The 20,425-nt window shown below is 64.1% G+C and carries 18 protein-coding genes; 14 read left to right on the forward strand and 4 right to left on the reverse strand.

Annotation, left to right across the window (positions count from 1 at the left end; translation table 11 throughout):
- Nucleotides 1-68: 68 nt before the first annotated feature.
- From AB688_RS07685 to gap, 3 genes are all read right to left on the reverse strand, one after another.
- Nucleotides 69-971: a FecR family protein gene (locus AB688_RS07685; protein WP_231100319.1), complete on the reverse strand. Its 903-nt coding sequence runs from the start codon at nt 969-971 to the stop codon at nt 69-71.
- Between the two features lie 148 nt (nt 972-1,119).
- Nucleotides 1,120-1,632, reverse strand: coding sequence for an RNA polymerase sigma factor (locus AB688_RS07690; RefSeq protein ID WP_054895146.1), 513 nt, complete (start codon nt 1,630-1,632; stop codon nt 1,120-1,122).
- A 117-nt stretch (nt 1,633-1,749) separates the two neighbouring features.
- On the reverse strand, nt 1,750-2,751 hold the full coding sequence (gap, locus tag AB688_RS07695; protein ID WP_054895147.1) for a type I glyceraldehyde-3-phosphate dehydrogenase: 1,002 nt from the start codon (nt 2,749-2,751) through the stop codon (nt 1,750-1,752).
- A gap of 270 nt (nt 2,752-3,021) precedes the next feature.
- On the opposite strand from gap, the gene edd reads away from it, so the two are divergent.
- The 11 genes from edd to AB688_RS07750 all read left to right on the forward strand — a co-directional run bounded on the left by edd (nt 3,022) and on the right by AB688_RS07750 (nt 16,363).
- Nucleotides 3,022-4,848 (forward strand): phosphogluconate dehydratase, encoded by a 1,827-nt coding sequence (gene edd, locus AB688_RS07700; protein ID WP_054895148.1) that lies wholly within the window; start codon nt 3,022-3,024, stop codon nt 4,846-4,848.
- Nucleotides 4,845-5,804, forward strand: a complete 960-nt coding sequence (locus AB688_RS07705; protein WP_063543225.1) for a glucokinase — start codon at nt 4,845-4,847, stop codon at nt 5,802-5,804. Before edd ends, AB688_RS07705 begins: the two co-directional genes overlap by 4 nt.
- 168 nt (nt 5,805-5,972) lie before the next feature.
- Nucleotides 5,973-6,671: a response regulator gene (locus AB688_RS07710; protein WP_232233528.1), complete on the forward strand. Its 699-nt coding sequence runs from the start codon at nt 5,973-5,975 to the stop codon at nt 6,669-6,671.
- On the forward strand, nt 6,652-8,118 hold the full coding sequence (locus AB688_RS07715) for an ATP-binding protein (protein WP_063543227.1): 1,467 nt from the start codon (nt 6,652-6,654) through the stop codon (nt 8,116-8,118). The genes AB688_RS07710 and AB688_RS07715 overlap by 20 nt, the downstream gene beginning before the upstream one ends.
- 197 nt (nt 8,119-8,315) lie before the next feature.
- Nucleotides 8,316-9,569, forward strand: a complete 1,254-nt coding sequence (locus tag AB688_RS07720; protein WP_063543229.1) for an AGE family epimerase/isomerase — start codon at nt 8,316-8,318, stop codon at nt 9,567-9,569.
- Between the two features lie 107 nt (nt 9,570-9,676).
- Nucleotides 9,677-10,963 carry an ABC transporter substrate-binding protein gene (locus tag AB688_RS07725; protein ID WP_063543231.1) on the forward strand — a complete coding sequence of 429 codons (1,287 nt, stop codon included), beginning with the start codon at nt 9,677-9,679 and terminating at the stop codon, nt 10,961-10,963.
- A 138-nt stretch (nt 10,964-11,101) separates the two neighbouring features.
- Nucleotides 11,102-12,013, forward strand: coding sequence for a carbohydrate ABC transporter permease (locus AB688_RS07730; RefSeq protein WP_054895154.1), 912 nt, complete (start codon nt 11,102-11,104; stop codon nt 12,011-12,013).
- Nucleotides 12,003-12,848, forward strand: a complete 846-nt coding sequence (locus AB688_RS07735; RefSeq protein ID WP_063543233.1) for a carbohydrate ABC transporter permease — start codon at nt 12,003-12,005, stop codon at nt 12,846-12,848. The genes AB688_RS07730 and AB688_RS07735 overlap by 11 nt, the downstream gene beginning before the upstream one ends.
- Before the next feature lie 3 nt (nt 12,849-12,851).
- Nucleotides 12,852-14,006, forward strand: coding sequence for an ABC transporter ATP-binding protein (locus AB688_RS07740; protein WP_063543235.1), 1,155 nt, complete (start codon nt 12,852-12,854; stop codon nt 14,004-14,006).
- A 41-nt stretch (nt 14,007-14,047) separates the two neighbouring features.
- Nucleotides 14,048-15,391, forward strand: a complete 1,344-nt coding sequence (locus AB688_RS07745) for a carbohydrate porin (RefSeq protein ID WP_054895157.1) — start codon at nt 14,048-14,050, stop codon at nt 15,389-15,391.
- A 117-nt stretch (nt 15,392-15,508) separates the two neighbouring features.
- Complete coding sequence (locus AB688_RS07750; RefSeq protein WP_063543237.1) at nt 15,509-16,363, forward strand: D-hexose-6-phosphate mutarotase; 855 nt, start codon at nt 15,509-15,511, stop codon at nt 16,361-16,363.
- 1 nt (nt 16,364) lies between these two features.
- On the opposite strand, the gene hexR is transcribed toward AB688_RS07750, so the two are convergent.
- Complete coding sequence (gene hexR, locus AB688_RS07755; RefSeq protein WP_200604055.1) at nt 16,365-17,219, reverse strand: DNA-binding transcriptional regulator HexR; 855 nt, start codon at nt 17,217-17,219, stop codon at nt 16,365-16,367.
- Between the two features lie 210 nt (nt 17,220-17,429).
- On the opposite strand from hexR, the gene zwf reads away from it, so the two are divergent.
- From zwf to AB688_RS07770, 3 genes are read left to right on the forward strand one after another with little or no spacing between them, the layout of a single operon-like run.
- Complete coding sequence (zwf, locus tag AB688_RS07760) at nt 17,430-18,899, forward strand: glucose-6-phosphate dehydrogenase (RefSeq protein WP_054895160.1); 1,470 nt, start codon at nt 17,430-17,432, stop codon at nt 18,897-18,899.
- A complete protein-coding gene (gene pgl / locus AB688_RS07765; protein ID WP_063543239.1) occupies nt 18,886-19,599 on the forward strand; it encodes a 6-phosphogluconolactonase in 714 nt (237 codons plus the stop codon). The genes zwf and pgl overlap by 14 nt, the downstream gene beginning before the upstream one ends.
- 17 nt (nt 19,600-19,616) lie before the next feature.
- Nucleotides 19,617-20,291 (forward strand): bifunctional 4-hydroxy-2-oxoglutarate aldolase/2-dehydro-3-deoxy-phosphogluconate aldolase, encoded by a 675-nt coding sequence (locus tag AB688_RS07770; protein WP_054895162.1) that lies wholly within the window; start codon nt 19,617-19,619, stop codon nt 20,289-20,291.
- The last annotated feature ends 134 nt before the right edge of the window (nt 20,292-20,425 follow it).

The raw sequence follows: 20,425 nt of genomic DNA on the forward strand, positions 1-20,425 counted from the left end.
AATTGGTGGGAGCAACTGTCTTGCTCAAAAATCACAGGCCTGCCCACCCCCTTTGGGAGCGGCGTCACTCAGTTGAGAATCACCACCGCCGGGTATTCGTGCAACTGCGCCGAGGTGATATGGGCCAGGGCTCGCAGGGTCTCCAGAGGCTGGTCCAGGCGGTAGTTGCCGGTAACGGCCACCTGTTCCAGATGGTCGTTGCGGTTGATGATCCAGCCCGGGTAGTAGCGGCGCAGTTCGGCGAGTACTTGGCTCAACGGGCAGTTCTCGAACACCAGGCGGCCATCGATCCAGGCCAGTTCCTTGTGCAGGTCGGCGCGCTGGCGCTGACCGAAACCGTCTGGCCCGACGCTGATGCTGTCTCCGGCGCTCAGGCGGATGCGCTGGTCGCTGGCGGCCTGCAGGTCGACGTCGCCGCGCTGCACACGTACCTGCGCCTGGCCATCGAGGTAGCGTACGGCGAAGTTGGTGTCGCGCACCTGCGCACGCAAGGGGCCGGCCTGGACTTCAAGCGGTGGCTGGTTGCCGCCGGGCACTTCGAAATAGGCCTCGCCCTGCAACAGCCGTGCAACCTGGCGCCCGTCGCGCTGGTCGCTGGCAAAGGCCGAGTTGGTGTTGAGCAGCACCTTGGCGCCATCGTCCAGTTGCAGGCGCTGGCGTTCGCCGACCACGGTCAGGTGATCGGCCTGCAGGCGCACCGGCAGGTTGCCGAAGGTGAACAGCCCGACCAGCAGCACGGCTGCGGTGGCCAGGGGTTTCCAGTGGCGGCGCAGGCGTCCGCGCAGCGAGGTGCGGCGCTGTTGGTGCAGATCGCCCGCCAGATGGCGCAGGGCGGCGCCATTCCACAGCGCCTCGGCTTCGACATAGGCTTCGGCGTTCTGCTCGGCAGCGCCCAGCCAGGCTTCGAAGTCCTGGGTGTCCTGCTCGGTGGGGCATTGCAGGCGGATCAACCAGTCCTGCGCTTCGTCCATGGCACGGGCGCGGGCATCTGGCTCGGCGGGCGATGGGCGAGGGGCAGGGTTGCTCACGGGGGATCCTTGCATGGCGTTTTTTGCAGATGATCGGCGCTGTGGACAGGCATGGCAAGAGCCAGCACCTGCCCAGGTGGCGAGCGGTCGCTCACTTGAGGCGGTCGGCTACACCCATGCAGATCGCCATGATCAGCTTCAGTTCTTTCTGTACGGTGCTGGCCGAGACTTGCAACTGCTCGGCGATTTCCAGGTAGCTGGCACCGTGCAGGCGGCTGAGGATGAAGATGCGCTGCTGGCGTGCGGTGAGCTGGCCGAGGCTGACGCTCAGGCGCTTGAGCAGTTGCTCGGCATGCACCGCATCCTCGCTGTTGCCCAGCGGCGCGGCGACATTGTGCAGCACTTGCTCGGGCACGTCGTCGACCAGTGTGCGTGACTGCACGCGGCGCGCGCGCAAGTGGTCGAGGGCAAGGTTGCGGGCGGTCTGGAACACGAAGGGTTCGAGGTGTTCGATAGGGCGCTCGCCCAGCGCACGGGTAACCCGCAGGTAGGTTTCCTGCAGCAGGTCTTCCGCCGTGCTGGGGTTGCCGACCATGCGCTGCAAGGTGCGCAGCAGGGTGAGGCGTTGGGTGAGGAAGACTGAGTTGAACCGGGACTGACTCACGGGGAAACCTGGCCGATGAGGGGTGAATGATAATGCTTATCATCCGTGCATCAGGTCAAGCAGAGAAATGTCATGAAGGGGTAAAGGTGGGGCCGCCAGGCAGCCCCAAGGACTTTTTCATTGTGCCCGGAACAGCGCCAGGCAGTTGTCCAGCATGCGGTTGGAGAAGCCCCACTCGTTGTCGTACCAGGCCAGCACCTTGAGCATGCGGCCGTTGGCGCGGGTGTGGTTGGCGTCGAAGATCGACGACAGCGGGTTGTGGTTGAAGTCGCATGACACCAGCGGCAGGCTGTTGTAGCCGAGCACGCGGGAATGGCGGCTGGCTTCGAGGAACAAGCGGTTGACCTCGTCGGCACTGGCTTCGCGCTTGAGGTTGACGGTCAGGTCGACCAGCGACACGTTGATCACCGGCACCCGTACCGCCATGCCGGTGAGCTTGCCGGCCAGTTCCGGCAGCACCAGGCCCACGGCTTCGGCGGCGCCAGTCTTGCTCGGGATCATCGATTGAGTGGCCGAGCGGGCCCGGTAGGGGTCGCTGTGGTAGACGTCGGTCAGCACCTGGTCGTTGGTGTAGGCGTGGATGGTGGTCATCAGCCCCTGCTCGATGCCGAACTCACGCTGCAGCACCTGGGCGATCGGCGCCAGGCAGTTGGTGGTGCACGAGGCGTTGGAGATGACTTGGTGCGAGGCGCGCAGCACGTCGTGGTTGACGCCATACACCACGGTAGCATCGGCGCCCTTGGCCGGCGCCGAGATGATCACCTTGCCGGCGCCAGCCGTGATGTGGGCCGCGGCCTTGGCGCGGTCGGTGAACAGCCCGGTGCATTCGAACACCACATCGATGGCTTCGGCTTTCCAGGGCAGTTCGGCGGGGTTGCGGATGGCGCTGACGGCGATGCGATCGCCGTTGACCGTCAGGCTTTCATGATCGGCCTCGACGGTGGCATCGAAGGTGCCATGTACGCTGTCGTACTTGAGCAGGTGGGCATTCATCGCGCTGTCGCCCAGGTCGTTGATGGCGACGACCTGCAGGTCCTGGCGGTAGCCTTGGGTATAGAGTGCGCGCAGGACGTTGCGTCCGATGCGGCCGAATCCGTTGATCGCGATGCGAAGGGTCATTGGCATTACCTCTGGCAGTTCGGGTGAAGCCTGTGGCACAAAATGGGATGAGGCTTCACTGAAACGGTTTTGTTATTGGAATTACAAGATTATTCACTCCAAGATAGAAAACAAGCATTTTTAGTGGCAATATTTTGGTAAACCTACAACGAGTGATCGAGCCTTCCACGCCAACGACCTTTCCGGCCCCTGCCTTGAGCCTAGGTCGCAATCGTTTGGAGTGGAAATGCCGGTTCAGGTCGCCCTTACACATAGCCTGGAGTCCAGTACATGCATCCGCGCATCCTTGAGGTCACCGCAAGGCTGACCGAACGCAGCCGTGCCACCCGTGAACGCTACCTTGAGCTCATTCGCGGCGCGGCCAGCGACGGCCCGATGCGCGCCAGCCTGCAGTGCGCCAACTTCGCCCACGGCGTGGCCGGTTGCGGCAGCCAGGACAAGCACAGCCTGCGGATGATGAACGCTGCCAACGTGGCCATCGTCTCTGCCTACAACGACATGCTCTCGGCGCACCAGCCGTACCAGCACTTCCCCGAACAGATCAAACAGGCGCTGCGCGATATCGGCTCGGTCGGCCAGTTCGCCGGTGGCGTACCGGCCATGTGCGATGGCGTGACCCAGGGTGAACCTGGCATGGAGCTGGCGATCGCCAGCCGCGAAGTGATCGCCATGTCCACGGCCATCGCCCTGTCGCACAACATGTTCGATGCCGCGCTGATGCTGGGCATCTGCGACAAGATCGTGCCCGGCCTGATGATGGGTGCGTTGCGTTTCGGCCACCTGCCGACCATCTTCGTGCCTGGCGGGCCGATGCCTTCGGGCATCTCCAACAAGGAAAAGGCCGACGTGCGCCAGCGCTACGCCGAGGGCAAGGCCAGCCGCGAGGAGTTGCTGGAGTCGGAGATGAAGTCCTACCACAGCCCCGGCACCTGCACCTTCTATGGGACAGCCAACACCAACCAGCTGGTGATGGAAGTCATGGGCCTGCACCTGCCGGGCGCCTCGTTCGTCAACCCCTACACTCCATTGCGCGATGCGCTGACCGCCGAGGCGGCGCAGCAGGTCACGCGCATGACCAAGGCCAGCGGCAGCTTCATGCCGTTGGGCGAGATCGTCGACGAGAAGGCGCTGGTCAATTCCATCGTCGCTCTGCACGCCACCGGCGGCTCGACCAACCACACCCTGCATATCCCGGCGATTGCCCAGGCTGCCGGGATCCAGCTGACCTGGCAGGACATGGCCGACCTCTCCGAGGTGGTGCCGACGCTGTCTCACGTCTATCCCAACGGCAAGGCCGACATCAACCACTTCCAGGCCGCAGGCGGCATGAGCTTCCTGATCCGCGAACTGCTCGACGCCGGGCTGCTGCACGAGGACGTCAATACCGTGGCCGGCCATGGTCTGCGTCGCTACACCCAAGAACCGTTCCTCGACGACGGCAAGCTGGTGTGGCGCGAGGGGCCGCAGCACAGCCTGGACGAAAGCATCCTGCGCCCGGTCGCCCGGCCATTCTCGGCCGAGGGCGGGTTGCGGGTGATGGAAGGCAACCTGGGGCGCGGGGTGATGAAAGTCTCTGCCGTGGCGCCGGAACACCAGGTGGTCGAGGCTCCGGCGCGAGTGTTCCACGATCAGCAGTCGCTGGCCGATGCCTTCAAGGCTGGCGAATTGGAGCGCGATTTCGTCGCCGTGGTGCGCTTCCAGGGCCCACGCTGCAACGGCATGCCCGAGCTGCACAAGCTCACGCCGTTCCTCGGTGTGCTGCAGGACCGCGGCTACAAGGTCGCGCTGGTCACCGACGGACGCATGTCCGGTGCTTCGGGCAAGATCCCGGCGGCGATCCACGTGTGCCCCGAAGCCTATGACGGTGGCCCGCTGGCACGGGTGCGCGATGGTGATATCGTGCGCGTCGACGGTGTCGAAGGCACGCTGCAACTGATGGTGTCGGCCGAGGAACTGGCCAGTCGCGATCAGCCTGATGCACCCCAGGGTAATGACCTGGGGTGCGGGCGCGAGCTGTTCGGCTTCATGCGCGTCGCGTTCAGCCCGGCAGAGCAGGGCGCCAGCGCCTTTACCTCTGCCCTGGAGCGTTTCAAATGAAGGCCTCGCTGGTCGGTGACATCGGCGGTACCAACGCCCGCTTTGCCCTGTGGCGTGACAATGACCTGCACGCGGTGCAGGTGCTGGCGACGGCGGACTATTCCAGCCCCGAGCAGGCTATCGAGGCCTACCTCAAGGACCAGGGCCTCGAACGTGGCGACGTCTCGGACGTGTGCCTGTCGGTGGCCGGCCCTGTCGATGGTGACGAATTTCGCTTCACCAACAATCACTGGCGCCTGAGCCGCTCGGCCTTCTGCAAGGTGCTGCAGGTCGAGCGCCTGTCGCTGATCAACGACTTTTCCGCCATGGCGCTGGGCATGACCCGCCTCAAGCCTGGCGAGTTCGTCGAGGTGTGCCCCGGTCAGGCGTACGCCGCGCGCCCGGCGCTGGTCATCGGTGCGGGTACCGGCCTTGGCGTCGGCACCTTGCTCAGCCTCGGTGAGCAGCACTGGATGGCGCTGCCGGGCGAGGGCGGGCATGTCGACCTGCCGGTGGGCAATGCCCGTGAGGCGGCGATCCACCAGCAGATCCACAGCCAGATCGGCCATGTCAGCGCCGAGACCGTGCTCAGTGGTGGTGGGCTGGTGCGGCTGTACCAGGCGATCTGTGCGCTGGACGGCGCTACACCCCGTCACAAGACCCCTGCCCAGATCACCGATGCTGCGCTGGGCGGCGAACCGCAGGCCCTGGCGGTGATCGAACAGTTTTCACGCTTTCTCGGGCGTGTAGCGGGTAACAATGTGCTGACCCTGGGCGCGCGCGGTGGGGTCTATATTGTTGGCGGCGTGGTGCCGCGCTTCGCCGAGCTGTTCCTGCGCAGCGGGTTCGCGGCAAGCTTTGCCGACAAGGGCTGCATGAGCGGCTACTTCCCGGGTGTGCCGGTGTGGCTTGTGACGGCGGAGTTTTCCGGGTTGCTCGGAGCCGGTGTGGCCTTGCAGCAGATGCTGGACCACTGAAGGTCGGTTGTGCTGCCATTCGCGGACAAGCCCGTTTCCACAAGGCGCTGTGGGAGCGGGCTTGCCCGCGAATGGCCTCGACACCGATAGAATGTCGCCACAACAGGCATCAAGACCTGTAACGACCAAAGGGAATTCATTGTGAGCACTGCCGGTAAAACCATCCTGATGGTCGACGACGATCAGGACATTCGCGAGTTGCTGCAGACCTACCTCAGCCGCTCCGGCCTCCAGGTCCATGCCGAACCCGACGGCCAGGGCTTTCGCCGCGCGCTGGATGCCGGCAACTACGACCTGGTGATCCTCGACGTGATGCTGCCCGACGAGGACGGCTTCAGCCTGTGCCGCTGGGTGCGCCAGCACCCGCGCCAGTCGCGGGTGCCGATCATCATGCTCACCGCCAGCTCCGATGAAGCCGACCGTGTCATCGGCCTGGAACTGGGCGCCGACGATTACCTGGGCAAACCCTTCAGCCCGCGCGAACTCCAGGCGCGAATCAAGGCCCTGCTGCGTCGCTGCGACTTCACCACAGCCACCCCTGCCAGCGCGGTGCTTACCTTCGAAGACTGGCGCCTGGATACGGTCAGCCATCGTCTGTTCCACCGCGATGGCGAAGAAGTGATTCTCTCCGGTGCCGACTTCGCCCTGCTCAAGCTGTTTCTCGACCATCCCCAGCAGATCCTCGACCGCGACACCATTGGCAATGCCACCCGCGGGCGTGAGCCGATGCCGCTGGACCGCATCGTCGACATGGCGGTGAGCCGCCTGCGCCAGCGCCTGCGTGACACCGACAAGCCGCCCCGGCTGATCCGCACCGTGCGCGGCAGCGGCTACCTGCTTGCCGCGAATGTCAGCTGTGCCGGCTGAGCAGGCTGCCGAGCGCCGCTGGCGCCTGCTGCCGCGCTCGTTGCTCGGGCGCATGCTGCTGCTCACCTTGCTGGTGGTGCTGATCGCCCAGGGGCTGTCGAGCGTGATCTGGGTCGCCCAGCTGCGGGCCAGCCAGTTGCAGGGCCTGCGCGCCAGCGCCAGCAGCCTTGCGCACTCGATGAGCGCCAGCGTCAGCTACTTCCGCTCCCTGCCGGTGGCCTACCGGCCGATGGTGCTCGATCAGCTGCGCAGCATGGGCGGTACGCGCTTTTTCGTCTCGCTCAACGAAAAGCCGCTGGACATGCCGGTGCTGCCCATCACCCCGCGCAAGCAAGCGGTGATCGAGGTGTTCCAGCAGGTGCTGCACGAACGCCTGGGTCAGCAGATGGAAATCTCCGTCGAGTTCGTCAGCCCCGACGACCTGCGCATCTTCAACAGCGGCCTGAAGCTCGACGAGCTGCCGCGCTCCTGGGCCCACTACGCGTTGACCCTCGAACCGCTCAATCCGCCGGTGCTGGTCACCCAGATCCGCCTGGACGAAGGCGAGTGGCTGTACATCGCCTCGCTGTTGCCCGAGCCCTATACCGGTCTTGAACCCGAGCGTCTGCCGCGCCAGCAGATCGGCTTCATCGCCCTGACCACCCTGTTGCTGCTGTTGTTCATCGGCTTGCTGGTGCACTGGCAGAGCTGGCCGCTCAAGCGCCTGGCGCGGGCAGCGCGGGAGATGTCACTGGGGGCGGACGTGCCGCCGGTGGCCGAAGGTGGCGGCAGCGAGGTGGTCGAGGTAGGGCGCGCGTTCAATGCCATGCGTGAGCGTATCAGCCGCTACCTGACCGAACGCTCGCAGCTGTTCAGCGCCATCTCCCACGACCTGCGCACGCCGATCACCCGCCTGCGCCTGCGGGTGGAACTGCTCGAAGACGAGCACCTGCAAGCCAAGTTCAGCCGCGATCTCGACGAGCTGGAGCTGCTGGTCAAGGGCGCTTTGCAGTGCGTGAAAGATACCGACATCCACGAGAACATCGAACCGATCGACCTCAACCAGGTGCTGGAAATCCTCGCCGAACCCTACCTGCGTGATGGTCGAATCACGGTCGAAGGACGTGTGCTGGCGCCTTATCCGGGCAAGCCACTGGCCTTGCGGCGCTGCATCGGCAACCTGATCGACAACGCCATCAAGTACGGCGAGCGTGCGCACCTGCGCATCATCGACAACGCCGAGGCCTTCGTGCTGCAGGTCGACGACCAGGGCCCCGGCGTGCCGGAGCAGCGTCTGGAGCAGGTGTTCGAGCCGCATTTCCGCCTGGCGGGGCAGCAGCAGGGGTATGGGCTGGGGCTGGGAATTGCGCGTAACATCGCCCACAGCCATGGCGGGGAGGTGAGTTTGTTGAACCTGCGTGAGGGTGGGTTAAGAGTGACCTTGTTCCTGCCCCGGAATATCGATTGATAGGGCCGGCCCTATCGCGGGACAAGCCCGCTCCCACAGGTACCTGTAGGAGCGGGCTTGTCCCGCGATGAGGCCACTGAAATTGTCACGGGACGGTGACATTCACACAGGCCTTCGTGACATGCCCGCCGGGACGGCTGGCTAGAATTCGCTGACGACAGGCACCCGGCCTGTCCCTGGCAAGGATTGAGCAGGTGATGGACAGCGTCGATTTCCCTTTCTGCAGTTGGCTCGACTCCCCGGTTCACAACGCCTGGCTGGTCGCCGAGGGCCAGCGCCTGGTGACCTTCGCCAAGGCCTCGCGCCTGCCTGGCGGTTTTGGCAGCCTCGATGCCCAGGGCCGACTGCCCGACGGCGCAATCGCCGAAACCCTGCACACTGCGCGCATGACCCATTGCTTCGCCATGGCGCATGTGCAGGGCATCCCTGGCTGCCTGCCGCTGGTGGAGCACGGTGTCGCGGCACTGCTCGCAGGGCCGCTGCGCGATGCGCGGGATGATGGCTGGTTCGCCCGCGCCGATGGCGAGGGCGATACCGGCAAGACCGCCTACCTGCATGCCTTCGTCGCCTTGGCCGCCAGTTCCGCGGTGGTCGCCGGCGCACCTGGCGCCGAGCAATTGCTCGGGGCGGCCGTCGCGGTCATCGAGACGCGTTTCTGGAGCGAGGAAGAGGGCGCCCTGCGCGAGTCCTTCGCCCATGACTGGACGCAGCCGGAAGCCTACCGTGGCGCCAATAGCAACATGCACGCGACCGAGGCCTTCCTCGCCCTGGCCGATGTCACCGGCCACACGCACTGGCTCGACCGCGCCCTGCGCATCGTCGAGCGGATCATCCATACCCATGCCGCGGCTAACGGCTTCGGTGTCATCGAGCATTTCGACGTGCAGTGGCAGGCACTGCACGACTACAACCACGACAACCCCACCGACGGCTTTCGCCCCTACGGCACCACACCCGGTCATGCCTTCGAGTGGGCACGCCTGGTTCTGCACCTGGAGGCCGCGCGCCAGCGTGCCGGCCTGCCCGCCCCGCAGTGGCTGCTGGACCATGCGCGCGGGCTGTTCGCCAATGCCTGTCGTCACGCCTGGCACGCCGATGGTGCGCCGGGCATCGTCTACACCCTCGATTGGCAGAACCGGCCAGTAGTGCGGGCGCGTTTGCACTGGACCCACGCCGAAGCCTGTGCGACGGCTGCAGCGTTGTTGCGTCGTACCGGGGAAGGTGAATACGAGCAGTGGTACCGGCGTTTCTGGGACTTCATCGACAGCCATTTCATCGATCGCGTCCACGGCAGCTGGCACCATGAGCTGGACCCGCAGAACCGCCCTGGCGCAAGCATCTGGGGCGGCAAGCCCGATCTTTACCACGCCTACCAGGCGGTGCTCCTGCCGCGCCTGCCGTTGGCACCCAGCCTGGCCACTGCGCTGGCCCTGGGCAATGTAACCAAGTGATGACATTCGCGCATCGCTTCGTTACCTGCCCTGGTCTGCGCGCTCATTAGACTCCATGCAACGCAAGCGAACGACTTGCACCGCATAACAACAAGAAAGGTATACCGATGAATTCCACTCTGCGCCTCGCCGCCGCTATTTCCCTCGCCTCGCTCATGCCCCTCAGCGCCTTCGCCGCCGAATCCAAAGGCAGCGTCGAGGTGGTGCACTGGTGGACCTCCGGCGGCGAGAAAGCTGCCGTCGACGTCCTCAAGGCCCAGGTCGAGAAAGACGGCTTCACCTGGAAGGACGGCGCTGTGGCCGGTGGCGGTGGTTCCACCGCGATGACCGTGCTCAAGAGCCGCGCCGTCGCCGGCAACCCGCCAGGCGTCGCCCAGATCAAGGGCCCCGATATCCAGGACTGGGCCGCCACCGGCCTGCTCGACAGCGATGTGCTCAAGGACGTCGCCAAGCAGGAGAAGTGGGACAGCCTGCTCGACAAGAAAGTCGCCGACACCGTCAAGTACGAAGGTGACTACGTCGCCGTGCCGGTGAACATCCACCGCATCAACTGGCTGTGGATCAACCCCGAGGTGTTCAAGAAGGCCGGCATCGACAAGGCGCCGACCACCCTCGACGAATTCTACGCCGCAGCCGACAAGCTCAAGGCCGCAGGCTTCATTCCCCTGGCCCACGGTGGCCAGCCATGGCAGGACAGCACCGTGTTCGAGAACGTGGTGCTCGCGGTGATGGGGGTGGAGGGCTACAAGAAGGCCCTGGTCGACCTCGACGAAAAAGCCCTGACCGGCCCGGAGATGGTCAAGGCGCTGACCGAGCTGAAGAAGGTCGCCACCTACATGGACCCTGACGGCAAGGGCCAGGACTGGAACCTTGAGGCCGCGAAGGTCATCAACGGCAAGGCCGGCATGCAGATCATGGGCGACTGGGCCAAGAGCGAGTGGACCCTGGCCAAGAAGACCGCGGGCAAGGACTACCAGTGCGTACCCTTCCCCGGCACCGAAAAGGGCTTCTTGTACAACATCGACTCGCTGGCGGTGTTCAAGCAGAAGAACGAAGGCACCACTGCAGGTCAGCAGGACATCGCCAAGCGTGTGCTGGGTGAAGACTTCCAGAAGACCTTCAGCATCAACAAGGGCTCGATCCCGGTGCGCAACGACATGCTGGCCGACATGAGCAAGTATGGCTTCGACAGTTGCGCCCAGACCGCTGCCAAGGACTTCCTGGCCGACGCCAAGTCGGGTGGACTGCAACCGAGCATGGCGCACAACATGGCGACCACGCTCGCCGTGCAGGGGGCGTTCTTCGATGTGGTGACCAACTACATCAACGATCCGAAGGCCGATCCGGCCGATGCGGCGAAGAAGCTCAACGCAGCGGTCAAGGCTGCCCAATAACGGCCCAATCGCGGGACAAGCCCGCTCCCACAGGTTTGGCGCCATGCGCCGAACCTGTGGGTGGGCCAGGTCTTTGTGGGAGCGGGCTTGTCCCGCGATGCGGTGCGCAGCACCGCCCTCGTTCCGGTATCTGAAATCATGACTACGACCACCGCCCAACTGCGGGCCTCACCCCTGGACGCGCTCCAGCGCTGGCTACCGAAACTGGTACTGGCGCCGAGCATGTTCATCGTGCTGGTGGGCTTCTACGGCTATATCCTCTGGACCTTCGTCCTGTCGTTCACCACCTCGACCTTCCTGCCCACCTACAAATGGGCGGGCCTGGCCCAGTACGCGCGGCTGTTCGACAACGATCGCTGGTGGGTGGCGAGCAAGAACCTGCTGGTCTTTGGCGGGATGTTCATCGGCATCACCCTGGTGATCGGCGTGCTGCTGGCGGTGTTCCTCGACCAGCGCATCCGCCGCGAAGGGGTGATCCGCACCATCTACCTGTACCCCATGGCACTGTCGATGATCGTGACCGGTACCGCCTGGAAGTGGCTGCTCAACCCCGGCATGGGCCTGGACAAGCTGCTGCGCGACTGGGGCTGGGAGGGTTTTCGTCTCGACTGGCTGATCGATCCGGACCGGGTCGTCTACTGCCTGGTGATCGCCGCCGTGTGGCAGGCCTCGGGCTTCATCATGGCGATGTTCCTTGCCGGGCTGCGCGGTGTCGACCAGTCGATCATCCGTGCTGCGCAAATCGACGGCGCGAGCATGCCGCGCATCTACTGGACCGTGGTGCTGCCAAGCCTGCGCCCGGTGTTCTTCAGCTCGCTGATGATCCTCTCGCACATCGCCATCAAGAGCTTCGACCTGGTGGCCGCGATGACCGCCGGCGGCCCTGGCTATTCCTCGGACCTGCCAGCGATGTTCATGTATTCGTTCACCTTCAGCCGCGGGCAGATGGGCATGGGTTCTGCCAGCGCGATCCTGATGCTCGGCGCGATCCTCGCGATCCTCGTGCCTTACCTTTATTCCGAGCTGAGGACCAAACGCAATGACCACTAACCTCGACAAACCGGCCCTCAGCCTGGGCCGCATCGCCATCCACGCGGTGCTGCTGCTCGCCGTGCTGCTCTACCTGGTGCCGCTGGTAGTGATGCTGCTGACCAGCTTCAAGACCCCGGAAGACATCAGCACCGGCAACCTGTTGAGCTGGCCCGAGCTGTTCACCACGATTGGCTGGGTCAAGGCCTGGGCCACGGTCAGCGGCTACTTCTGGAACTCGATCCTGATCACCGTCCCGGCGGTGCTGATCTCCACGGCCATCGGCGCGCTGAACGGCTACGTGCTGTCGATGTGGCGCTTCCGTGGCTCGCAACTGTTCTTCGGTCTGCTGCTGTTCGGCTGCTTCCTGCCCTTCCAGACCGTGCTGCTGCCGGCTTCGTTCACTCTCGGCAAGCTGGGACTTGCCAGCACCACCTCGGGGCTGGTGCTGGTGCACGTGGTCTATGGTCTGGCCTTCACCACGCTGTTCTTCCGCAACTACTACGTGAGCATTCCCGAGGCACTGGTCAAGGCTGCACGCCTGGATGGTGCCGGGTTCTTCACCATCTTTCGCCGCATCATCCTGCCGATGTCGACGCCGATCATCATGGTCTGTCTGATCTGGCAGTTCACCCAGATCTGGAACGACTTCCTGTTCGGCGTGGTGTTCTCCAGCGGCGATTCGCAACCGATCACCGTGGCCCTGAACAACCTGGTCAACACCAGCACCGGTGCCAAGGAATACAACGTCGACATGGCCGCGGCAATGATCGCCGCACTGCCAACCCTGCTGGTCTATGTGGTCGCAGGCAAGTATTTCGTGCGTGGGCTGACCGCCGGCGCAGTCAAGGGGTAAGTCATGGCAACGCTCGAACTTCGCAATGTAAACAAGACCTACGGCACCGGCCTGCCGGACACCCTCAAGGATATCCAGCTGGCCATCAAGGATGGCGAGTTCCTGATCCTGGTCGGCCCTTCCGGCTGCGGCAAGTCCACCTTGATGAACTGCATCGCCGGCCTCGAGAACATCACCGGTGGGGCGATCCTGATCGATGACCAGGACGTCTCCGGCATGAGCCCGAAGGACCGTGACATCGCCATGGTGTTCCAGTCCTACGCGCTGTACCCGACCATGAGCGTGCGCGAGAACATCGAGTTCGGCCTGAAGATCCGCAAGATGCCGCAGTCGGCGATCGACGAAGAAGTCGCGCGGGTAGCCAAGCTGCTGCAGATCGAGCACCTGCTCAATCGCAAGCCTGGCCAGCTCTCCGGTGGCCAGCAACAGCGCGTGGCCATGGGCCGGGCGCTGGCGCGCAGGCCGAAGATCTACCTGTTCGACGAGCCGTTGTCGAACCTCGACGCCAAGCTGCGGGTCGAGATGCGCACCGAAATGAAATTGATGCACCAGCGTCTGAAAACCACCACGGTGTACGTAACCCACGACCAGATCGAGGCCATGACCCTGGGTGACAAGGTCGCGGTGATGAAGGACGGCATCATCCAGCAGTTCGGTACGCCCCAGCAGATCTACAACGACCCGGCCAACCTGTTCGTCGCCAGCTTCATCGGTTCGCCACCGATGAACTTCATCCCGGTGCGCATCAGCAAGCAGGACGGGCGCTTGTTCGCCCTGCTCGACAGCGGCCAGGCCCGCTGCGAACTGCCCCTGGGCGCTGCCAGCGAAGCGCTGGACGGCCGTGAAGTGATCCTCGGCGTGCGCCCCGAACAGATCGCACTCGGGAGCGCCGAAGGCAACGGCTTGCCCGCGGTGCGTGCAGAAGTGCAGGTCCTGGAACCTACCGGGCCGGACCTGCTGGTGTTCGTCACCCTCAACCAGACCAAGGTCTGCTGCCGGTTGGCGCCGGACGTCGCCTGCAATGTCGGTGACAGCCTCAACCTGCAGTTCGATCCGGCGCGGGTCCTGCTGTTCGACGCGAGCAGCGGCGAACGCCTGGACCTGCCTGCAGCGGACGCTCCAGCCAAGGACAACGTGACACGTATCAAGGGACGTTGAAGCAAGCAAACCATCGATAACAAGAAAAGAGGAAACAAGGGATGGACCATCGCAAGCGTATCAAGGCACTAGGCTCGCTGACCCTGCTCGCCCTCGTTGGCAGCAATGGCGCGCATGCTGCCGAGGCTTTCTCCAGCGAGTCGAAATGGATGACTGGCGACTGGGGTGGGGCTCGCACCGAGCTGTTGGAAAAAGGCTATGACTTCACCCTCGACTACGTCGGTGAAGTGGCCGGTAACCTGCACGGTGGCTACAACAACGACAAGACCGCGCGCTACAGCGACCAGTTCGCCCTCGGCGCGCACCTGGACCTGCAGAAGATCCTCGGCTGGCACGATGCGGAGTTCAAGCTGGCGATCACCGAGCGTAGCGGTCGCAACCTGTCCAACGACCGCATCAGCGACCCGCGCGCCGGGCAGTTCAGCTCGGTGCAGGAAGTCTGGGGCCGCGGCCAGACCTGGCGCCTGACGCAGATGTGGGTCAAGCAGAAGTACTTCGACGGCGCGCTGGACGTGAAGGTCGGCCGCTTCGGGGAAGGCGAGGACTTCAACAGCTTCCCTTGCGACTTCCAGAACCTGGCGTTCTGCGGTTCGCAGGTGGGTAACTGGGTGGGTGGCATCTGGTACAACTGGCCGGTCAGCCAGTGGGCGCTGCGGGTGAAGTACAACATCACGCCGGAGTTCTTCGTCCAGGTCGGTGCCTACGAGCAGAATCCGTCCAACCTCGAGACCGGCAACGGCTTCAAGCTCAGTGGCAGCGGGACCAAGGGCGCCATCCTGCCGGTGGAGATGGTCTGGTCGCCGAAGGTCAACGGCCTGCCGGGCGAATACCGCCTGGGCTATTACTACAGCACCGCCAAGGCCGACGACGTCTACGACGACATCAACGGCAACCCGCAGGCGTTGACTGGCCAAGCCTTCAAGTCGCACTCGAGCAAACATGGCTGGTGGGTCGTGGCCCAGCAGCAGGTCACCGCGCACAACGGCGATGCCAACCGCGGCCTGAGCCTGTTCGCCAACTTCACCGTGCACGACAAGGCGACCAACGTGGTCGACAACTACCAGCAGGTGGGGATGGTCTACAAGGGCGCTTTCGATGCACGGCCCAAGGATGATATCGGCTTCGGCATCGCCCGCATTCACGTCAATGACGACGTGAAGAAGCGCGCCGAACTGCTCAACGCCCAGAGCGGTATCAATGACTACGACAACCCTGGCTTCGTACCGCTGCAGCGCACCGAGTACAACGCCGAGCTGTACTACGGCTTCCACGTCACCAACTGGCTGACCGTGCGGCCGAACCTGCAGTACATCAAGAGCCCGGGCGGTGTGGACGATGTCGACAACGCGTTGGTCGCAGGCTTGAAGATTCAGTCGTCATTCTGAGAAAAATTGTTGTAAATTTACGCCATCCATCCCCACCCCCCGAGATCCACTGTTCTGCAGTGGATCTCGGGCTTGGGTAAAGACAGCGCTATCTCAAACAACAAGAGCTTTCTGAACATGTCTGAACATCCGCTCCATCGCTTTTTCACTTCGCAGCGGCCCCGGCCGGTTTTCGAGTGGGAGCGTTACCAGCAGCGCGATGTCCTGATCATCGATCACCCGCGCTGCCAGGCGGTGTTCAGCCGCCAGGGCGCACAGTTGCTGCACTTTCAGCCGAGCGGCGAGAAACCCTGGTTGTGGTGCGCCGAGCAATGGCCACAGGTCGGTGCGATCCGTGGCGGCGTGCCGGTGTGCTGGCCCTGGTATGGCCGTCATCCCAGCGAGGACCTGTGGCCGGCCCACGGCTGGGGGCGTTTGCTGGACTGGAAGCTGCTCGACAGCCGCGAGGACGAGGAGGGCGTCACGCTCAAGTGGCGCCTGGACCTGTGCGACTGGCAGGTCGACTTGCACGCCCGGCTGGGCTCGAGCATGGAACTGCGCCTGTGCACGGAGCACCAGGACAGCGAACCCTGCCAGCTGAGCCACGCATTGCTCGCGTTCTGGCGCATCAGCGACGTGTCGCAGATTGCCTTGTCAGGCCTTGAGGATATCGACGGCTACGACCGCCTCAACCGCCAGGCCTGCCGTGAAGACGGCGTGCTCACGCTCAACGGGGGGTGCCAGAAGGTCTACCCCGGTACACCGCAAGTGCAGTTGCATGACTCGGCCTGGGGTCGTGACCTGTGCATCGACACCAGCGACAGCGACGACACGGTGGTCTGGCACCCGGGTAATCGCCCATTGATGGGAGTGAGCGGGCGCGAGAGCCAGGGCTTCGTCTGCGTCGAGGCTGCCAGTGGCAGCGGCGAGGGCCTGAGCCTGGCGCCTGGGCAGCGCGCGCAGTTGCGGCTGCAGGCGCATCGGCTCGCCTGAGTCAGCTGTCTTCGGCAGGGTAGCGGCTGGCGTTGAGGCTTTCCTTGATCTTGCGCAGGTGTGGCTGGAAATCCGAGCCGCGGCGCAGGGTCATGCCGGTCGCCAGTACATCGAGCACCGTCAACTGGATGATGCGCGAGGTCATCGGCATGTAGATGTCGGTGTCCTCCGGCAACGGCAGGTGCAGGCTCATGCTGCAAGCTTTGGCCAGTGGCGAGCCGGCGGCCGTGATACCCAGCACCGAGGCGCCGTTTTCCCTGGCCTGCTTCGCCACTTCGACCAGTTCGCGGGTGCGCCCGGTGTAGGAAATGATCACGAACAGATCACCGGTGTGCGCGACCGACGCCAGCATGCGCTGCATCAGCACGTCGGGATGCGCCGACACCGCCAGGTTGAAGCGGAAGAACTTGTGCTGGGCGTCCATGGCCACCGGGGCCGAGGCGCCCAGGCCGAAGAAGTGGATCTGCCGGGCCTGGATCATCATGTCCACGGCGCGGCTGACCTGCTGCGGGTCGATCTGCTGGCAGGCGCTGTCGAGCGAGGCGATGGCGCTGGCGAAGATCTTCTGGGTGTAGGCCGCCGGATCGTCGTCGGCTTCCACTGCGCGGCTCACGTAGGCGGCGCCACTGGCCAGGCTCTGTGCTAGTTGCAGCTTGAGTTCGGGGTAGCCGCTGACGCCGAACGAGCGGCAGAAGCGGTTGACGGTCGGTTCGCTGACCTTGGCCGCCTGGGCCAGGGCGGCAATGCTGAAACGGGTGGCTTGCTGCGGGTTGAGGAGGATGACTTCGGCGACTTTGCGTTCGGCCTTGTTCAGCTCGTCGAGGCGTCCCTGGATCTGTTCCAGGAGGTTTCGCACACGGTCCATGGGATGTCCTTGGGTCGGAAAGACGGCCGGCTGAGGGAACAGTCGGCTTTTTGCACGGTTGTCTATCGTACTGATGGTGGGATTGTCATACCACTTGTCTGTAATCGCTGTACGAGATGTTGTTATTTTTACTACATCGCGCTTGAAAATTGTCATCGAAAACGGTATTTCTAGGCCAACTTTAATAAAAGAACCAACATCATGGTTGCTATCAGTGTAGAACCTTGCACATTCGCCCTCTTTGGCGCCCTTGGCGACCTGGCGTTGCGCAAGCTGTTTCCTGCCCTCTACGAACTGGACCGCGCCGGCCTGCTGCATTCGGATACCCGGCTGCTGGCCCTGGCCCGCGAAGCCGGTACTCCCGAGCAGCACCTGGCGAACATCGAAGCCCAGCTGCGCCGCTTCGTGCCGGCGGCCGATATCGAACCCCAGGCCCTGCAACGGTTTCTCGACCGCCTGAACTACCTGCACCTGGACTTCGTCCAGCCCGAAGGCTACCAGGCCCTGGCCGAGCAGGCCGGTGAAGGGCAGCCACTGATCGCCTATTTCGCCACTGCGGCGGCGGTCTACGGGGCCATCTGCGAAAACCTCGACAAGGCCGGCCTGGCATCGCGCACTCGCGTCGTGCTGGAAAAACCCATCGGGCACGACCTGGAGTCGTCGCGTCGGGTCAATGACGCCGTGGCGCGCTTCTTCCCCGAAAGCCGGGTCTATCGCATCGACCACTACCTGGGCAAGGAAACGGTACAGAACCTCATCGCCTTGCGCTTTGCCAACAGCCTGTTCGAAACCCAGTGGAACCAGAATTCCATCTCCCACGTGGAGATCACCGTTGCCGAGAAAGTCGGTATCGAAGGTCGCTGGGGCTACTTCGACAAGGCCGGCCAACTGCGCGACATGATCCAGAACCACTTGCTGCAGTTGCTGTGCCTGATCGCCATGGACCCGCCCAGCGATCTGTCGGCCGACAGCATCCGCGACGAGAAGGTCAAGGTGCTCAAGGCGCTGGCACCGATCACCGGCGAGGGGCTGAGCACCCGTGTGGTGCGCGGCCAGTACATCGCCGGCTACAGCGACGGCACGCCGGTGCCGGGCTACCTGGAAGAAGAGAACGCCAACGCTCAGAGCGACACCGAAACCTTCGTCGCCCTGCGCGCCGACATTCGCAACTGGCGTTGGTCGGGCGTGCCGTTCTATCTGCGTACCGGCAAGCGCATGCCGCAGAAGCTGTCGCAGATCGTCATCCACTTCAAGGAGACGCCGCACTACATCTTCGCGCCGGAGCAGCGTTTGCAGATCGGCAACAAGCTGATCATCCGTCTGCAGCCCGACGAAGGTATCTCGCTGCGGGTGATGACCAAGGAGCAGGGGCTGGACAAGGGCATGCAACTGCGCAGCGGCCCTCTGCAACTGAATTTTTCCGACACCTGGCGCAGCGCGCGGATTCCGGATGCCTACGAGCGTTTGCTGCTCGAAGTGATGCGTGGCAACCAGAACCTGTTCGTGCGCAAGGACGAGATCGAGTACGCCTGGACCTGGTGCGACCAGTTGATCGCCGGCTGGAAGAACGCCGGTGACGCGCCCAAGCCGTATGCGGCCGGATCCTGGGGCCCGATGAGCTCGATTGCACTGATCACACGCGATGGGAGAGCCTGGTATGGCGATATCTGAACTGCAACTGCCGGCGACCGTGAAGGTTCACGCGCTGACAGACGCCAAGCGCCTGGCCGCGACGCTGGCCAGTGACGTGGCCGAGCGCCTGCGCGCCGCCATCGCCAGCAAGGGCCAGGCCTGCGTGGTGCTATCTGGCGGGCGTAGCCCGGTACCGTTCCTCGAGCAACTGGCCCTGGAAAAACTCGACTGGTCGAAGGTGACCGTGTCGCTGGCCGACGAGCGCTGGGTGCCGGTCGAGCATGCCGACAGCAATGCTGGGCTGCTGGCCCGGCACTTGCTCAAGGGTGAGGCGGCCAAGGCGCGGTTCATGGGCCTGTACCAGCGCGCCGACAACCTCGACGCCGCGGCCCAACAGGCCGACCAGGTGCTTGCCGACCTGCCGCCGATCGACGTGCTGGTGTTGGGCATGGGCGACGATGGCCACACCGCATCGCTGTTCCCGGCCAGCCCGAACCTGGCCGAGGGCCTCGATCCGAAGAGCGCGCGCCGCTGCCTGCCATTGCTGGCACCGAGCGTGCCACACCAGCGCTTGTCGATGACCCGTGCGCTGCTGTCGAGCGCTGCTTTCATCGCTCTGTCCGTGCAGGGGCCAGGCAAACTCGCTACCCTGCGCGCCGCTCTGGCTGGCGACGACCTCACGCAAATGCCCATTCGCGCCTTTCTTCACGACCCCCTGGACATCTACTGGTGCCCATGAGCCAAGGATCCACTGTCATGACCACGCTTGAACGCCCACAACCTTTGCTCTCGATGGCCGAGAAAGCCGCCCGGATCGATGAGATCTGCGGCAAGGCGCGCATCCTGCCGGTGATCACCATCGCCCGCGAGGAAGACATCCTGCCGCTGGCCGACGCCCTGGCAGCCGGTGGTATCCGTACCCTGGAGGTGACCCTGCGTTCGCAGCACGGCCTCAAGGCCATCCAGGTGCTGCGTGAGCAGCGTCCTGAGCTGTGCATCGGTGCCGGTACCGTGCTCGATCCTGCGATGTTCGCGGCCGTGGAAGCGGCGGGTGCGCAATTCGTGGTGACGCCGGGAATTACCCGCGAGGTGCTCGAAGCCGGTGTGCAGAGTGATATTCCATTGCTGCCGGGAATCAGCACGCCGTCGGAAATCATGGCTGGCTACGCACTTGGCTATCGTCGCTTCAAGCTGTTCCCCGCCGAGATCGTTGGCGGCGTGGCAGCAATCAAGGCCTACGGCGGCCCGTTCGGCGATATCCGCTTCTGCCCCACCGGCGGGGTGAATCCGGCCAACGCGCGCAACTACATGGCGTTGCCGAATGTGATGTGCGTGGGCGGGACTTGGATGCTGGACAGCAGCTGGATCAAGAACGGTGACTGGGCGCGGATCGAAGCCTGCAGCGCCGAGGCGATGGCACTGCTGGACTGATACGAATTTCGTTGTGTGCTGTACGGCTTGTGGGGCGCTTGGTCGGCGCCCCTTTTTTTATGTGCAGGTTTTGCCTCCATCATGGCCCGCCATGAAATGAAAAAGCCCGCATCAACCGATGCGGGCTCTGTGTG

The organism is Pseudomonas putida (assembly GCF_001636055.1).
Classification (GTDB): Bacteria; Pseudomonadota; Gammaproteobacteria; order Pseudomonadales; family Pseudomonadaceae; genus Aquipseudomonas; species Aquipseudomonas machongensis.

Coding starts and splice junctions, on each gene's coding strand:
- AB688_RS07715 (WP_063543227.1), top strand. CDS start 6,652: ATGTCAGCTGTGCCGGCTGAGCAGGCTGCCGAGCGCCGCTGGCGCCTG.
- AB688_RS07725 (WP_063543231.1), top strand. CDS start 9,677: ATGAATTCCACTCTGCGCCTCGCCGCCGCTATTTCCCTCGCCTCGCTC.
- AB688_RS07720 (WP_063543229.1), top strand. CDS start 8,316: ATGGACAGCGTCGATTTCCCTTTCTGCAGTTGGCTCGACTCCCCGGTT.
- edd (WP_054895148.1), top strand. CDS start 3,022: ATGCATCCGCGCATCCTTGAGGTCACCGCAAGGCTGACCGAACGCAGC.
- zwf (WP_054895160.1), top strand. CDS start 17,430: ATGGTTGCTATCAGTGTAGAACCTTGCACATTCGCCCTCTTTGGCGCC.
- AB688_RS07745 (WP_054895157.1), top strand. CDS start 14,048: ATGGACCATCGCAAGCGTATCAAGGCACTAGGCTCGCTGACCCTGCTC.
- pgl (WP_063543239.1), top strand. CDS start 18,886: ATGGCGATATCTGAACTGCAACTGCCGGCGACCGTGAAGGTTCACGCG.
- AB688_RS07730 (WP_054895154.1), top strand. CDS start 11,102: ATGACTACGACCACCGCCCAACTGCGGGCCTCACCCCTGGACGCGCTC.
- AB688_RS07705 (WP_063543225.1), top strand. CDS start 4,845: ATGAAGGCCTCGCTGGTCGGTGACATCGGCGGTACCAACGCCCGCTTT.
- AB688_RS07685 (WP_231100319.1), bottom strand. CDS start 971: ATGGACGAAGCGCAGGACTGGTTGATCCGCCTGCAATGCCCCACCGAG.
- AB688_RS07710 (WP_232233528.1), top strand. CDS start 5,973: ATGGTCGACGACGATCAGGACATTCGCGAGTTGCTGCAGACCTACCTC.
- gap (WP_054895147.1), bottom strand. CDS start 2,751: ATGACCCTTCGCATCGCGATCAACGGATTCGGCCGCATCGGACGCAAC.
- AB688_RS07770 (WP_054895162.1), top strand. CDS start 19,617: ATGACCACGCTTGAACGCCCACAACCTTTGCTCTCGATGGCCGAGAAA.
- AB688_RS07740 (WP_063543235.1), top strand. CDS start 12,852: ATGGCAACGCTCGAACTTCGCAATGTAAACAAGACCTACGGCACCGGC.
- AB688_RS07735 (WP_063543233.1), top strand. CDS start 12,003: ATGACCACTAACCTCGACAAACCGGCCCTCAGCCTGGGCCGCATCGCC.
- AB688_RS07750 (WP_063543237.1), top strand. CDS start 15,509: ATGTCTGAACATCCGCTCCATCGCTTTTTCACTTCGCAGCGGCCCCGG.